Genomic DNA, 15,854 nt, shown 5'->3' with positions numbered 1-15,854 from the left:
TAATTGAATTACCAATTTGAGGAACAGAGCGTTTCAAGATTGAAGGCAGGGGAAAGCCTAATATTTTCCTATGCCAAGAGGAAGGAATTATGCGAAAAATTATTAAACGAGATGGTCGAAAAGAAGTATTTGATGAGCGGAAAATTTTCGTTGCCATCGATAAGGCTTTTAGTGCGGCGGATATCGACGATGATGCCAAGGTTGAATCGGTTGTCGATGATGTATTGGCTAAAATTGATGTCTTTTATAAGGACAACAAATTGCCAAAAGTTGAAGACATTCAGGATTTGATTGAGGATACTCTCATCGAACATGGAGAAAGTGCTGTTTCTAAGCGCTTTATTCTTTATCGGGCTGAGCGCACTCGGATTCGGGAAGCGAACACCAGTTTAATGCATACTTTGCATGATTTGACTTTCAAAGATGCTTCGGAAAATGATAACAAGCGGGAAAATGCCAATATCGATGGTGATACGGCAATGGGAACCATGCTTAAATACGGCAGCGAGTCAGCCAAAGAATTTTATGTGAGTCAGGTAATCGGCAAACCATTTGCTGATGCGCACAAAAATGGTGACATTCACATTCATGATATGGATTTTTATACCCTGACGATGACGTGCTGTCAGATTGATTTAACAAAGTTGTTCGAGGATGGCTTTTCAACGGGACATGGATTTTTACGTGAACCGAATTCCATACGGGCCTATGCCTCTTTAGCGGCAATCGCCATCCAGGCGAATCAGAATGATCAACACGGCGGTCAAAGTATTCCAAACTTTGATTATGCGATGGCCCCGGGAGTTAAAAAGAGTTATCGTAAAGCCCTGGTGAGCAATGTTTTGAAAATGTATGGTATTTTTGATGAAGAATTAACAAAAGATGATGCCAAGAGCATTATTAAAGAGGCCGAAGAACAATCGTCATGCCCTGCTTCCTTAGAGGCTATCGCCTTTAACAGTAAGTTGCTTGAAATTCTTAAAAAACGTTTTCCCGACGCTCCAAACGAAAAGCTTCATGCCCATGTGCTGAGGGTATCCAAGCAGGAAGTGGCAGACGAAACCTATCAGGCAATGGAAGCTTTGGTTCATAATCTTAACACGATGCATTCTCGGGCAGGAGCTCAGGTTCCATTCTCCTCATTAAACTATGGGACAGATACCTCCCCGGAGGGGCGTTTGGTTATGGACAAGATGCTGGATGCCACCTTGGCGGGCTTGGGAAATGGCGAGACACCAATTTTCCCTATCCAAATTTTCAAAGTTAAAGAAGGAATAAACTATAATCCCGCTGATCCTAATTACGATCTCTTTAAGAAAGCAATCGTCGTCAGTGGGCACCGGTTATTTCCTAACTTTAGTTTCTTAGATTCCCCTTTTAATCTTCAATATTACAAGCCGAACGATTGGCGGACTGAGGCCACCTATATGGGTTGCCGGACGCGGGTTGTAAGCAATGTTGACAAAGATAAAGAAGTTGTCAACGGCCGGGGGAATCTTTCATTCACCTCAGTCAATTTACCGCGGATTGCAATTGAGCATCCAAATGAAAAAGACTTTTTTGCTCGGCTTGATGAATTAATGGACTTAGTGCGAGATCAGCTTTTGGAACGCTACGAGATACAGTGCCGGAAACGGGTTTATAATTTCCCCTTTCTTATGGGCGAACATGTTTGGCTCGATAGCGACACATTAGGGCCAAATGATGAAGTGAGAAGTGTACTACGTCACGGAACATTAACCATCGGTTTTATCGGTCTTGCTGAAGCGCTAGTGGCACTCACGGGTCATCATCACGGCGAGGATCCAAAATCACAGGAACTCGGGCTACGAATTATTAAACACATGCGCACTCTTTGCGACAACTATACCAAGCAGTACCAACTAAACTTCTCTTTGATTGGGACACCCGCCGAGGGCTTAAGTGGCCGTTTCGTCCGTCTTGATAAGCAAAAATACGGAGTCATCAAGGGGGTTACAGATCAAGACTTCTATACTAACTCCTTCCATGTGCCGGTTTATTACCCAATTAAGATTAAGGATAAGATTCAAATTGAAGCTCCTTATCATGCTTTGACAAATGGCGGACATATAACCTATGTAGAAGTAGATGGCGATGTGGCCAAGAATCCGGAAGCCTTCGAGACCATCATTCGCTGCATGCATGATTCGGGAATTGGCTATGGTGCGGTTAACCATCCGGTCGACCGGGATCCAGTATGTGGCTATAACGGCATTATCGACAATGTTTGCCCTCGCTGTGGCCGAACAGAAGATGGCATTAAGTTCGAGCGTATTCGGAGAATAACCGGTTACTTAGTAGGAACCGTGGATCGTTTTAATAATGGCAAACGCGCGGAGCTGGAGCATCGCGTCAAACATATGACTAAAGCGGATCTGACTCCCGCCTGTTCCTGCACGGATGAAAAATAGATATGCGACTGGCTGGCATTGAAACTGAATCAATTGTCGACGGCCCTGGAATTCGCTTCGCGGTTTTCTTTCAAGGCTGCAATCACCACTGCAAAGGTTGCCATAACCCCGGTACTTGGGATATGGCAGGTGGCCAAGAGGTGACGCTTAAGCGTGTTCTGGAGTTACTTGATGAAGCAGATTTGGTTTCGGGAGTAACTCTGACGGGGGGCGATCCCTTATATCAAATTGAATCCGCGTTAGAATTGGCCCGAGAAGTAAAAAATCGCAAGTTACATCTCATTATATATACGGGCTACCTATATGAGGAACTCATGGAGATGGCTCATAAGGATGAGCAACTTGATGCGCTGCTGGCTCTAACCGATGTTTTAATTGATGGACCTTTTGTCCTTCAAGAAAGAGATTTGTCCTTACGTTTTAGGGGCTCATCCAATCAGCGTTGTATCAATGTCGCTCAAAGTCGAAAAACCGGAAAAATTGTAGTCGATCAATACTAAAAAGAGGTTCAATCCTCTTTTTTTATATCAATGAATGCTTTTCGTATGTTATAATACCTACACGTAATCTTTTATGTTTATGAATGGAGTGTGGTTGCTTAATGCCGTCTGATGATCCTCTGCGATGGTTGATTATAATTTGTTTGATTTTGATTGGTGCTTTTTTTGGCGCTAGCGAAACCGCATATACATCTTGCAACCGCATTAAACTAAAGGTCAAAGCGGATAATGGCAACCATGCCGCCCGCTTAGCAGTAAAAATAACGGACCGAATTGATCAGACCCTGGTCACGGTTTTAATATTAAATAATTTGTTGCAAGTTGCCATGTCAACCTTGGCGACCATTCTTTTTGTCGGCTATTTAAAAGATGAAGGTCTGGGCTCGCTGGTCTCAACCATCGTCATATCATTAATCATATTTTTAATATGCGATTCAATACCTAAAAATATAGCTCGGGCCATCCCGGATAAAGTGGCAATGATCAATAGTTATCTAATAATGGGCCTAGTATTTTTACTATGGCCGATATCGATTATTTTTTACGGATTGAATAAATTGCTAAGCCATATTTTTAGAATGAAAGAAGAAGATAAAGTCACTGAAGAAGATTTATCAAATGCGGTAGAAAGCATTGAGGAAGAAGGAAAACTGGATGCCGATGAAAGCGAAATTATTCACTCGGCAATTGATTTTGACTCCACGTTTGTCAACGAGGTTTTAACTCCGCGCGAGCGAATTTATGGAATTGACATCACGCAACTTACGCACGAAAAATTGCATGAGATTATTCTCCATTCTTCCTACTCCCGAATTCCGGTTTATATCAATAATATCGATAATATTATCGGTGTACTTTTTGTTCGTTCCTATTTAAAAAAGTATTTGGAAAACCCCAATATTTCGATTCAAGAAACATTGACACCGCCTTATTTTGTTTCACCCAAAGTCAAACTTGACGACATTCTCGAAGGATTTAAAAAGCATTCAACCCATATGGCTTTTGTTCGTGATGTCTCTAAACACCTCATCGGAATGGTGACGATGGAAGATGTTCTCGAAGAGTTGGTCGGCGAAACGGATGAAAAAACAATAAATGCTTTGGGAGGACGTGATTAATATGATTTTTAAGTACGTTCTCATCGGTATTCTGCTTCTGTTGAGTTTCTTTTTTAGCAGCGCGGAGGTTGTTTATGGTTCGGTTAACCATTTGCGACTAAAAAAAGAAATTGAGAGGAAACCGACACCAATAAATAAATTGGCACTTGGATTGGCGGAAAATTTTGGCGATACGGTATCAATCGTTCTTTTAGGCAATGCATTGACTAATGTGGCAGTTTCATCTTTGGTAGCAATGATTACTCTATCGATGGGTGAAGTTGCTTCAAGCATAGGAGTGGCGATTGTTTTTCTGGTGCTATTAATTTTCTGTGAGATCACTCCTAAGACTATTTCACTGCGTTATTCATTTACTTTGGCCCATTTATACGCACCATTAATGCGAGTTTTTTATTACTTATTTTTTCCGATAGTTAAGGTGGTTACCATACCGCTTGATAAAATGAGAAAACGTTTGTCCGAAAAACGTAAAGCCAAAGAAGAAGCGGACGATACAACCGACGAAGAATTAAACGTCATGGTGGATGAGATCGAGAAAAGCGGCGCAATCGACGAGAAGAAGGGCGAACTGCTCCATTCGGCGATTGATTTTGCCGACACGGAGGCGTTTGAATGTATGACTCCGCGCGTCGATGTTTTTGCCTTAGATATTGAAGACGACATTAATCAAGTCCTTTTAGACAGCGATATTTTCACCTATTCAAGAATTCCGGTTTACGAGGGGACAGTCGATAATGTGATTGGCATAATCCCGACCAAAAAACTTTTGAAGGCAATCCTTGTAAAAGAAAATGTTACCCCGGATATGATAAGAAAGATTATGGTTAAGCCGATGTTTGTTCATCGCTCTAAACTTATCAGTGATGTACTAGAGGATTTTAAAACCAATAAACGACATATGGCGGTTGTGGTTGACGAATTTGGGGGAACCGAAGGCATCATTACCCTTGAAGATATCATTGAAGAAATTGTCGGCGACATTTGGGATGAAACCGATGAGATTGAAGAACAAGTGACAAAAATTGGCGAGGATATGTTCATCATTGACGGAATGATGAATATCGAAGATTTCTTTGATTTGATTGATTGTTCCCAAGAAGTAGATACGGACTATACCACGGTCGGAGGATTTTGCCAAGATATGCTTGATCGCTTTGCTCAGGTTGGTGATAGTTTTCAATTTGGCGGTTATCTTTTTACGATCACGGAAGCCGATCAATTTACGGTTAATAAAGTAAAGGTTGAAAAAATTTCGTCAGCGGAAGAGTAATGGTTTTTTATAGATAAATTGTGCGGACGAGAGTATAATTTCTCTTGTCTCTTTCGAGGTATCTATGAATTTTATTAAAAAGTTTATCGGCAATAAAGCTTTCTACCATGAGCTTTTTGTCGTTGCCTTGCCGATAGCCATTCACCAGCTTTTAAGCGCTTTTGTCAACTTTCTTGACTCGGCGATGATCGGTCGATGGTCGCTAGCAAATCTTGGGAGCGCAGAAGTCGGCACCAGTTCAATTATGATCGCCAATCGCTACTTCAATAGCGCTTTTAATATAGTTACAATGTTTGCGGTTTCGGCTTCAATTTATATCGCTCAATATATGGGAGCCAAACACTATCAAAAAGTAAAACAGGTTTTTGGTTTTAGTTTTGTGATGGTCGCTTTCTTTACCCTTATTTTGGGCATTTTTGGCTTCGTATATGCGGAAGACATTATTCGCTTTTTTGCCACCACGGAAAATGATGGCGCTCTCATGGTCAATTATGGAACCCAATACCTTCGTATTATTATATTGACGTTCATACCATTGCTGTTTACAACTCCGATTGCTTTTGCTTTGCGGGCATCAAAACATACCACCATTCCGTTATTTGCCACTATCGGTAGTGCAACCACCAATTTTGGTCTCAATTTTTTATTGATTTACGGATTTAACTGGGGCATCAGAGGCGCAGCCATTGCCACATTTATCAGTCGCTTAGTGGAATTAAGTATTTTGCTTTTCTACTATTTCCACTATAAGCCTGAGTTTTATGGTTCATTTAAAGAATTGTTTTCATTTCCCTTATCCTTGGCTAAAAAAGTCTTTGTCTATTCAATACCGATTGGACTCAGCCAAATTATTACTGAAGGCATTGCCATCTTTATGTTCTTCAGTTATGCCCGAATTGATTATGGCAATGCGATGTATATTACTTCGGTCAATTTATCGCAACGGATCGTCGATATGGTTACTGCCTTTGTAGGAGGTATGGGAACCGCGGCATCAATTCTTGTTGGTTCGCGCCTAGGTGCGGGCAAAACGGAGGAAGCTGTTCAAAATGCCCATTGGCAATTGGGCTATGTCATGATTTTTTCATTGGTTGCGACCATCTTTATGGTTGCGGCTATACCACTGGTTAATTACATATATGGGTTTGAAGCCGACACTCAAAAATTACTAACCCAGATAATGGTCATCCATGCGCTAAGTCTTCCCTTTATGTTCTTTTCGGTAAATATCATATTTATCACCCGAGCAGGCGGATATTCCCGCAGTCCGCTACTTATCACCAATTTGCCCTACATTTTAATTAAAATTCCCTTGGTTTTGTTTTTTGTTTTCATTGATCGCAGTGCCTTTGTGCAGGCGTCGGGAATTCATCAGTTTATGCGAGCACTCGGGATCGAGGACAACCTCATTGTATTCATTTTTGTCATTGATCGATTGGTTGAAGTAGTGCGGGCGATAATCGGTGTTTTTGTTTTCCGTTTCGCTCCATGGAAAAGATCTTTTGTCAGTCAAAAAGAAATTGAAGAAGCGGAAAGTATTAAGGCGGGAGCGTAAGATGAAACTAGAAAGTTATATTGCACGGCACCAGAAGAATCTTCAAGGAAAAAAATATTTAGTCACCGGGGCCAACAGTGGAATCGGTTATGAAACTACGCGTATTTTAGCCGGTTATGGTGCGCAGGTAACCATGGCTTGCCGCAGCATGGAACGGGCTAAAAAAGCCCGTGAAGATATTTTGGATTTGAATCCAAAGGCTAATTTGGAAATGGTTGAATATGATCAAGCGTCAAAACAGAAAATAGAGGCCCTGATTTTAAAGTTAAAACGGGATAAAGCCTTTTTTGATGGCATAGTCTTCAATGCGGGAATCTATCATCCTTCCGCCGATTTGAAAACGGAAGATGGATATCCGTTGACTATCGGCGTGAATTTTATGGGCTTGTTTTACTTTATAAGCAAATTGATTGAAAGTGGAATTCTTAAGAGTGAAAAGAAGGTGCACCTCGTTTTCGTTGGCTCGTTAATTTGGTGGAATACGAGTCTCCCAACTCAATTGAATAAAGAATCGCTGAATCAACTTTCGCTTCAAAAACAATACAATGTTTCAAAGACCATGATTGGCCGATTATCCTATCAACTGGCAAAAAACCGAAAATTAAGCGACGGCAGTGTACTACCAAATAATTGTCAGGTTTTCCTGATGCACCCGGGAGTATCGGCAACGGGCATAGTCAATAGTAAATCAAAGGGTTTTTCCGAATTTTTCTCTCGAGCGGCACATCGTTTTCTCTATATTTTTGTTCACCATCCGCGAAAAGCTTGCCTCGGCATTGTTGAAAGTTTAATGGCGGACGAAAATAATTCCAATTATATTTTTGTTCCCCGGGGACCATTTCATATTTCCGGATTCCCCAAAAAAATAAAATATCCCCGGAACATAAAAAAAGATGATCAAGACCTATTGCAATGGGCCCAAACCATCATTAGATAAAAGTCACAATTTTATTTGTCGCATTCCAAGCGAGCTAAGTGTTTCTGATAGAGACTATATATGCAATCGGCTACTTCTTCCACATTTTGATTTTCGCTGTCAATCACGTAATTGGTGAGGCCGACATTTTCCGGTGCGAACTTAATCTGATCGTTGGTGAGGCGCTCCTCGATAACTTTCGGGTCATCCCCCCGCGCTAACATCCTTTTTCGCCTAGTTGGACTTTCTGCGAATAAAAAGAAAGTAACAATTCGCGGATTGTTTAATTTTTTAAATGCATTAAGGCCGTTAGGGTCGACCAGTAATACTTTGTTATCCCCAATCTCTTTCTTACTTGTACCATAAAAATTTCCATTATAAAGGGTTGTCTCAGCAAAAGCATTTTGCTCTTTTAGGGCTAAAAAATCCGGCTTGGATACAAAATAGTAATCAACTCCATTTTGCTCCCCTTTACGCATATCTCTTGTCGTATGAGTGATAATTTTGCGAATACCATATTTTTGAGCGAGCGTTTTTGCAACTTCCGTTTTTCCTGAGGCGCTTGCACCGACAAGTATGATCATAAGTTATCTCCAATTAGTTTATATTATATATTAACTTGCCAACAAATGGCATAACTTAGATAAAAAACTGAAAAAAAAGATTTTTTTTTGCTACTTACGTATTGGAAGAAGGATTTTTATATGAAAGTAGACACAGCCAATTTCCGTGAATTAAGCAAAGAGTTCAAGCGCTTAGGGGCCATATATCGAATTTATAAGACGCGTAAAAAAATCGCCGACAAGGGCATTGAACGACCAAATTTTTATCTGGCGGAAGAAAAAACGGGTGATAATGAAGAAAACTTTGTTGCGCTAATAAATAACTTACTTGATGAAATACCGACTAAATACGCTTTGATTTTAAAAAGTGATTACTTTTTTTTAGATGAAAAGAATTGGTGGCAAAAATACTATAGTCGGGCAACATACTATCGGTTGAAACTAATATCCATGAAAGAGTTTTTATCATATATATACTAGTATATGCGGATATCATTGCTATTTAGTTTCTTGTCCGTAGTAGGGACAAATCTGCTCGTATTTGAAACCAATCCGGCATTAGTCATTAAAAATATTAATGTTTTTCCTTTGGATAGCGAAATCAGTAACAATCTTGCCTTTACCGTGGAACCATTTTTTACCGGATTAGGCGGAGTAACCGTATGCATCAGCGATTCAAGTCGCGACTTTGAATCGATATTTGCTCAAGACACAACTTTCATCAATGGGCAGAACAAAACCTTTGTCATGACGATTGCTAGGCGGACGATTGTCGAAAAGACGCGATTGACAATTGCAATTTGGAAAAATAATGAAATACGAAAATTCCGCAGTAAAACGATAACCATATTTCCGCGGGAAAACAAACATATAAGCATTAATTTTGTAAGGCACTATGTGCCGGAAGGAATGGCTTGCCACGTTTCATCGCTAGGTGATGTTCAGTATCAAAATGAAAATATATGGTTTACGAATTTTAGCGCTAAGAAGGAGGAACCCATATATCATCATTTTGACTTTTCACCCTTTCAAATGGCAGTGACAAGTTCCTCGCATCATAGCGAAGAAATGTGGGCGCAACTAATAATTGATGACAAAAACAATCTTTTTCCGGCTTTTAGTAAGGAAGATAAGGCAATATTTCCGATGCGGATCAAGCTTATCAATAATGTATATATTTTCTCACTTGTTCCCATTTATTTTGATACGCAGACCTATCAGTTGTCGCAAGAAAGAATTCACCAAGGATATGAAGAGACAGAGCTGGTTTATTTTCCCAAAAACTCATTTATGGAAGGGAGTAAACTTAATTTTTCCATTGAAATATATAACATAGGGTTTAATCGAACCGCGGCCACTTTTAATGGGGAAATATTATATGCTCATCCTTTGATTGGCGATATGGACCAAGCGATGGCTTATATATCTACGGGGACAAGTTCATACCAGGGGATACCTGAGGCGGAGAGGATGATATATACGCATGCTTAATATGCTGGTTGCCTTTACTTTATTGGTTAACTTTGTCGTTATTTATGATTTTTCTTATCGGGTTAACTACATCAATCGAACTTTTTATTTGCTTGCCGGTGGAGTTGTGGAGAATTCGGTTGATGTCACCAGCGCAGACCCAGAACTGTTATACTTTATTCCGGCGGAGTTGGAGTCTTCCGTCACATCATATTTAATAAAGGAACTATATTCCGTCACCGACGTTTTCTATATATCATTTACCTATCTTAACGAACAGCAAGATGGACTTTGCTTTGATCGGTGCCGCGTAGTGGACATTCATTTGCGAGTTCCTTTTTCCCAATTCTTCGAGTATCAAAAGGGACTGACGTTCAGCATTATTAATCAATATGAATGAAAATGAAAAAAAACTTCTTGAGTATATTTTTTCTTCCCCGTTAAAAACTTTACTGGAAGATGATGATGTTACAGATATCAGTTATAACGGCTCCTCGGTGTTTTTCTTCACCCATACGCAAGGCCGCAAAAAGAGTGATATTAAGTTTTCTCATAGCGAAGCCAACGATTTTATTCGCCAAATAGCCAATTTAAACAATGTCCTGTTTTCGACGGCAAAACCAATTATGGATACTTCAATTGCCAATTTAAGAATCAGCGCAATTCACGACAGTCTCGCTCGAAAAAATGGGGAGAAAGTCATACATTTTTCAATTCGGAAGCACAATCAAAAGATAATTGATTTTCGACAAACAGAAACTGGCAATCAGTTACTTTATGACTTATTATCCGCTTATCTTCAATGCAATTTATCGATGGCCATTTCCGGTAAAGCGGGTAGCGGAAAGACGGAAATGCAAAAATTTATTTTGACGCTCTTGCCCAATAATGAACGAGTTATTCTTATTGATTCAGTGGATGAGATTGAGGAGAACAATCAATATGATCTGGATCTTTCTGTTTGGCGAGTAAGCGATAATGATGAGGTTCGGATACAAGAATTAATTAGAGCCAGCTTACGGCAAAATCCCGATTGGATTATTCTTGCCGAAGCGCGCGGTCGAGAAATGAAAGATATTATATCTTCGATAAGAAGTGGGCATCCAAGTATTTTTACCTGTCATAGTCTCAAAGCGGAATTAACTCCTTATCGTGTCTTAGAATTGATGGGAGACCATGATTCGATTGATTCTTCAAAGTCGAAAATTGAAGACATAACCAATCACATACCTCTATATATCCATATGGAAAAGAGAATAACCAACGAAGGAATTGTTCGTCAGATTACTCAGGTTGTGATCTATGAGCATTCAGTTCCATATCTCATATATCAGAAAAAGGACAAACCCTTCTATTATCCCTTGCCTTTAGACTTTGCCAAAATGATCGAGGAAATAAATTCGAATTTATATAAGACCTGGAAAGAGAAACAAAATGATTAAAAAAATCTATATAGGCGCAATTTTTGCCATCGTGTTTGAGGCTATTGCCGCCCTGATGTTCTGGCCGTTTCCTACTTTTTATTTGGCGTCTATTTTTATCCTGCTGGGATTAATTAGCATTATTTATGAAGGCAGCATCATTGCATCTTTAATTAAGAAACAAAGAATGTGCTTTTCTTTCGTCAGTAATCTGATTGTAGCCATCAACGTTAAAAAGACAGTTGAAGATGCCTTTATTTTTTATCTTGAACGGGAAAATGATAAATCGCTTATTCGATCTTTAGTCTGTGGTTTATCAGCGGTTGAAGCCATTAGAGCCCTAAACGAGTATTTTCGTTATCCTATTTATCGGAATTTTCAAGATATTATTACTATCTATATTAATGAAGGCGGTGATATTTTGACGCTGACAACATACTTGTTAGATGATATCCACCGCGAGGAAAACCATCTTCAAAAAGTCATTAAACTCTCATTAAGAAAAACCATCGAAATTCTAATACTATGGATATTATGTTTTTTAGCCGCGATTATGATGCGCTTTAGTATTAAAGACATCTATGAAATGATTATCAGCAATCATTATATTTCTTTAGGTTTAGTTACTTTATACATTCTTCTGATAATGACCTTTTATTTCGGATGTCGCATCTTTAAAAGCGAAATTACTATCAAGGAGCAAATATGAGCAAAAAAAACAAATCCCGGTTCAAACTACTAGTTTTAATGGCAATCGTCACGGTTTTATTTCTATCTTTTGTTATTGTTATAACCAAAAATCGCCTGGTTACGAATATCGCTCTAATGAGTATCATTTTACTTATTTTTATGGCGGTTAGCTACCATCACCGTCTAAAATCATTGAAAAGCAAGGACAGGTTGGCAAGCTTGGTTTACTTCCTGAGCAGAGTTCGCCATTTTCTGAATAATGATTCCACGATTTATTATGCTTTAACGGAAGCAAATAGACTATCTTCACCTATGATCCAAGAGGATGTCAAAGAGTTGATATACGAAATCAATTTAGATAAGTCAGTGGCCCCATTTATAAAATTTGCTCATTCTTTTAAATCCGACCTTATAGAGGAAATTATCATTCAATTATATCAATATGAAAACAGTTCAAGTCAAAAGAATTCATTCAATAATTTTTTTCATCTTTTTTCACAATTTCAATCAATAGAGACAAATGAACGTTTTGAGCATTTAGAACAATCTTACGCTACCGTATCCTTTTTACCAATGCTCGGTGGGGGACTATTGATTCTTACTTTGGCCTTAGGTGTAATGGAATCAATAGGAGAGATTATTAATGGGTTCTAAAATCGGCTTCATTCTCTCACTTGTATTTGTTTTTCAAACATTCCTTTTAGGCGGTGATATTCTCAGCATTCAAATTATTAGGAGTGATTTAGACTCTCTTTCTCAACTTATCGCGCAAAAAATTAGCAAAATCGGCAAATTGGATGATTCTATCAAGGTAATTGCGGCCAACAATCAGGTGGAAGTGAAGTGCATAAGTAATTGTTTTCCTCAGTTTGGCGATCAACTAACATTTACCCTTACTCATTATTATTATCCGTTAATTATCAGTAGTGAAGAAATGATGATATCAATAACTAGGTCAGTCGTAATTGGCTACTATAACTGAAAGGAGGTGAAATACTATGGGAGAATTAAAAGGACAACTTTTAACGATACTGCTGGTGTTGATGATCTTCGGTATCATGGCTACAGCATTTAAGGCGATGTTTCAAAGTACTGCCAACGAGATATCCAATCGATTGAGCGAAGAAATAAACGCCGCTCAAAAGCCGGCGTTCGCATTCTTTAAAATAACGTTTGTTGACCAAAATCAGTGGTAATTGTTCCCCCTTATTCTTGACTTTAATGGATTTCTCGGTAATATATGATAATGCATAGCACAAAGAACCGAGGTATATCATATGGATGACACGCTTGCTAAAATTGAGAAGGCTTTTGCTAAAACACTTAAGGTTGATGAAGTTAAACCGGAAGCCGAACTCCGTGAATTAGGTCTTGATTCGCTCGATTTAGTTGAGCTGATGATGGAGCTTGAAGAAGAGTTTGGAATTGAATTCAGCAATGATGAAATGATTGAATTTAAGACCGTTTCTGATGTCTATAAATCAATCGAGAAGAAATTAAATAAATAAGTGAAAAATATTGCATAGAACCAATCTATGTGATATATTTCTACATGCGTCCAAGTGACGCAAAAGGTGCCTAGCTAGCTCAACGGTAGAGCAATCGGCTGTTAACCGATCGGTTATAGGTTCGAATCCTACGCTAGGCGCCATTTCTTTGGCCCGTTGGAGAAGCGGCTTAACTCACATGCCTTTCACGCATGCATTCATGGGTTCGAATCCCGTACGGGTCACCATTACAAAAATTAGGACAATTAGTTGATGACACAATATGTGTTAACACTACTTGTCTTTTTTTTTTTGTTCAAAATTACAAAGGATGACCAAATGATTTGGACAAGACTACAAGTCAACGATGCAATTGGTGTTGAATCCGAAGCCATCTTTTATAAAGGGTGTTTCGATGCGCTACCCGAGATTTGAGCCCTATTTATATAACAGGTATAATTAGTCCAGCGGAGTAAAATATAATTTTTTTATGATTTGTATGATTTTATTAATATGGAAAATATGATCATAATCCTTTAGTAAGGAGGAGTGCAAAAACGATAAAAGAGAGCTATACAAAAGAAAATTCTATGAATTGACTTCAATGTAACGTTAACAATTAAGTTGATATTATTAATGTAGAAGGGTTGGTTTTGAAAGAGCATTAGCATTAAAACAATTTGTTCTTTATTCAAAATAAAAACAACAAGCCGGTTAGGATTTTAGCTCAATATCACCAGTACTTCGGGGTTTTAAATTCACTAATACGGGTGTCGGGGTCTGTTTCTTATTTATATAGCAAATGATTTTGGAATCTAAAAACTTATTTTTTACTAAAATCTTTGCAGCATTACATTGACGAACATCAATATATAGTTTATAAATAGTATGGCAAGGAGAGAAACTATGAGCAACGAAGAGTTTTTAAAAATAGCTAAAGCCCTAAGCGATGGCACGAGGCTTAAAATACTTCAAATAATTTCCCGTCGTCATTCAATATGCGCTTGCAATATCCTGGAAGAATTGCACATTACGCAGGGAACACTATCGCATCATATGAAAGTCCTGGCTGATCTAAAACTGGTTGAGGTAGAAAGAGACGGCCGCTGGTGCCATTATAGTTTGAAACGCGAAAATATATGCGCGGTAGTTGCTTTTATCAGGGAAATTTGTCTTGAAAAAGAAGATGATACGGAAGTCTGCTCTTGCAAGTGATTTTTTTATCGAAAACATTGATGAATGTCAATATATTATTGATGGAGAGGATGTATGACTTTAACTAAGAAAAAAAACAGATGGTTTCTTCTAGGCATATTAATCATATTAATTGCCATTATCATAAATATACTGATTGGTTTGTTTATCGGCTGGGATATAGCAAAAGCTCCATGGTCATTTATCAGCAATCAAATTTTAGGAATGAAGTGGTTAAGCGATTTAATTTGGCAGCTAATATTTTTATTGGGTGGCAAGTATGATTCTATAAGTTGGCAATATCAAGTTGAGTCTTCAGTTCATTTCTTTGTTTTTGACTTTATTAAGATTGGGATTCTTTTATGTGTTTTGATATTTATCATATCTTATATTCAATCTTATTACCCTCCGGAGAGAACAAAGAAGATTTTGGGAAAGTACCACGGAGTGGGTGCAAATATTATCGGTGCGTTACTTGGGACGGTTACTCCCTTCTGCAGCTGTTCATCAATTCCAATTTTTATTGGTTTTACCCGCGCCGGACTGGCCAGCGGAGTGACATTCAGTTTCTTAATTTCCAGTCCGCTAGTTGATTTGGGCTCCCTGATGCTTTTGGTCGGATTCTTTGGATGGCCGATTGCGATCGCTTATGTGGTTGTAGGACTTTTTTTAGCAGTTGTCGGCGGGACGATTATTGAAAAAACCGGACTGGGAAAGAATATTGAAGACTTCGTGACCAAGAATCAATCGGTGGTAGAAATTGACGGCTATGAAATGTCTCAAACAGAACGGCTCATTTATGCCAAAGAGCAGATGCTAACAACCTACAAAAAGGTATTTTGGTACATCGTTATCGGCGTAGGAATCGGCAGTATAATTCACAACGTCATTCCGGAGTCGTGGATTATGTCATTGCTTGGACCCAATAACTGGTATGGAGTCACTTTAGCGACGGTAATCGGGGTTCCGATGTATGCGGATATATTTGGTACTCTGCCCATCGCCGAAGCCCTATACAGCAAAGGTGCCGGGCTAGGAACGATTTTATCGTTTATGATGAGTGTAACAGCATTATCTCTACCCTCCTTAATTATGCTCAGAAAAGTTATTAAGCCAAAATTATTAACCGCCTTCATCATAATTGTCGTCGCGGGAATAATGATCATCGGATATGTGTTTAATGCTTTTGGCTTTCTATTAATTTAGATTCAATGTTAGGGGTGAAAAAAGAAAGGAAG

18 protein-coding genes and 2 tRNA genes are annotated in these 15,854 nt (G+C 38.8%); 19 read left to right on the top strand and 1 reads right to left on the bottom strand.

Translation table 11 applies throughout. From position 1 onward, the window contains the following. Window positions 1–86: 86 nt before the first annotated feature. From PKC96_06900 to PKC96_06875, 6 genes are all read left to right on the top strand, one after another. Window positions 87–2,432, top strand: coding sequence for an anaerobic ribonucleoside triphosphate reductase (locus PKC96_06900; GenBank protein ID HMM01041.1), 2,346 nt, complete (start codon window positions 87–89; stop codon window positions 2,430–2,432). A gap of 2 nt (window positions 2,433–2,434) precedes the next feature. Beyond that, on the top strand, window positions 2,435–2,932 hold the full coding sequence (nrdG, locus tag PKC96_06895) for an anaerobic ribonucleoside-triphosphate reductase activating protein (protein ID HMM01040.1): 498 nt from the start codon (window positions 2,435–2,437) through the stop codon (window positions 2,930–2,932). A gap of 101 nt (window positions 2,933–3,033) precedes the next feature. Continuing rightward, window positions 3,034–4,050 (top strand): hemolysin family protein, encoded by a 1,017-nt coding sequence (locus tag PKC96_06890; GenBank protein HMM01039.1) that lies wholly within the window; start codon window positions 3,034–3,036, stop codon window positions 4,048–4,050. 1 nt (window position 4,051) lies between these two features. After that, window positions 4,052–5,320 carry a hemolysin family protein gene (locus tag PKC96_06885; protein ID HMM01038.1) on the top strand — a complete coding sequence of 423 codons (1,269 nt, stop codon included), beginning with the start codon at window positions 4,052–4,054 and terminating at the stop codon, window positions 5,318–5,320. 64 nt (window positions 5,321–5,384) lie between these two features. Continuing rightward, a complete protein-coding gene (locus PKC96_06880) occupies window positions 5,385–6,875 on the top strand; it encodes an MATE family efflux transporter (protein ID HMM01037.1) in 1,491 nt (496 codons plus the stop codon). A 1-nt stretch (window position 6,876) separates the two neighbouring features. After that, complete coding sequence (locus PKC96_06875; protein HMM01036.1) at window positions 6,877–7,812, top strand: SDR family NAD(P)-dependent oxidoreductase; 936 nt, start codon at window positions 6,877–6,879, stop codon at window positions 7,810–7,812. Window positions 7,813–7,823: 11 nt separating this feature from the next. Here PKC96_06875 and PKC96_06870 read toward each other — a convergent pair whose 3' ends face one another. Next, window positions 7,824–8,375 (bottom strand): AAA family ATPase, encoded by a 552-nt coding sequence (locus tag PKC96_06870; GenBank protein ID HMM01035.1) that lies wholly within the window; start codon window positions 8,373–8,375, stop codon window positions 7,824–7,826. Between the two features lie 120 nt (window positions 8,376–8,495). Here PKC96_06870 and PKC96_06865 point away from each other — a divergent pair, with 120 nt between their 5' ends. The 13 genes from PKC96_06865 (at window position 8,496) to PKC96_06805 (ending at window position 15,822) form a co-directional block, all read left to right on the top strand. Next, window positions 8,496–8,834 (top strand): hypothetical protein, encoded by a 339-nt coding sequence (locus PKC96_06865; GenBank protein ID HMM01034.1) that lies wholly within the window; start codon window positions 8,496–8,498, stop codon window positions 8,832–8,834. A 3-nt stretch (window positions 8,835–8,837) separates the two neighbouring features. Beyond that, window positions 8,838–9,845, top strand: coding sequence for a hypothetical protein (locus tag PKC96_06860; GenBank protein ID HMM01033.1), 1,008 nt, complete (start codon window positions 8,838–8,840; stop codon window positions 9,843–9,845). Then, the gene (locus PKC96_06855; protein HMM01032.1) at window positions 9,838–10,224 is read left to right on the top strand and encodes a hypothetical protein; all 387 of its coding nucleotides are present in this window, start codon (window positions 9,838–9,840) and stop codon (window positions 10,222–10,224) included. Before PKC96_06860 ends, PKC96_06855 begins: the two co-directional genes overlap by 8 nt. Continuing rightward, window positions 10,217–11,266, top strand: coding sequence for an ATPase, T2SS/T4P/T4SS family (locus PKC96_06850; protein ID HMM01031.1), 1,050 nt, complete (start codon window positions 10,217–10,219; stop codon window positions 11,264–11,266). The genes PKC96_06855 and PKC96_06850 overlap by 8 nt, the downstream gene beginning before the upstream one ends. After that, window positions 11,259–11,954, top strand: coding sequence for a hypothetical protein (locus PKC96_06845; protein HMM01030.1), 696 nt, complete (start codon window positions 11,259–11,261; stop codon window positions 11,952–11,954). The genes PKC96_06850 and PKC96_06845 overlap by 8 nt, the downstream gene beginning before the upstream one ends. Beyond that, window positions 11,951–12,589: a hypothetical protein gene (locus PKC96_06840; GenBank protein ID HMM01029.1), complete on the top strand. Its 639-nt coding sequence runs from the start codon at window positions 11,951–11,953 to the stop codon at window positions 12,587–12,589. The genes PKC96_06845 and PKC96_06840 overlap by 4 nt, the downstream gene beginning before the upstream one ends. Further along, a complete protein-coding gene (locus PKC96_06835; GenBank protein HMM01028.1) occupies window positions 12,579–12,917 on the top strand; it encodes a hypothetical protein in 339 nt (112 codons plus the stop codon). Before PKC96_06840 ends, PKC96_06835 begins: the two co-directional genes overlap by 11 nt. A 16-nt stretch (window positions 12,918–12,933) precedes the next feature. Continuing rightward, window positions 12,934–13,131: a hypothetical protein gene (locus PKC96_06830; protein HMM01027.1), complete on the top strand. Its 198-nt coding sequence runs from the start codon at window positions 12,934–12,936 to the stop codon at window positions 13,129–13,131. Between the two features lie 81 nt (window positions 13,132–13,212). Further along, entirely contained in the window at window positions 13,213–13,443 is a 231-nt protein-coding gene (locus tag PKC96_06825; protein HMM01026.1) for an acyl carrier protein, read from the top strand. Between the two features lie 68 nt (window positions 13,444–13,511). Beyond that, a tRNA-Asn gene (locus PKC96_06820) sits at window positions 13,512–13,586 on the top strand. A 7-nt stretch (window positions 13,587–13,593) separates the two neighbouring features. After that, window positions 13,594–13,670: transfer RNA gene (locus PKC96_06815), tRNA-Glu, on the top strand. Window positions 13,671–14,328: 658 nt separating this feature from the next. Further along, window positions 14,329–14,637, top strand: coding sequence for a metalloregulator ArsR/SmtB family transcription factor (locus tag PKC96_06810; protein ID HMM01025.1), 309 nt, complete (start codon window positions 14,329–14,331; stop codon window positions 14,635–14,637). Between the two features lie 204 nt (window positions 14,638–14,841). Beyond that, window positions 14,842–15,822: a permease gene (locus PKC96_06805; protein ID HMM01024.1), complete on the top strand. Its 981-nt coding sequence runs from the start codon at window positions 14,842–14,844 to the stop codon at window positions 15,820–15,822. The last annotated feature ends 32 nt before the right edge of the window (window positions 15,823–15,854 follow it).

It is taken from the genome of Bacilli bacterium, from assembly GCA_035326105.1.
Taxonomy (GTDB): Bacteria; Bacillota_I; Bacilli_A; order RFN20; family CAG-826; genus UBA7706.
Note: the sequence above shows the minus strand (reverse complement) of the source record. Positions and strands in the feature narration are given on the sequence as shown.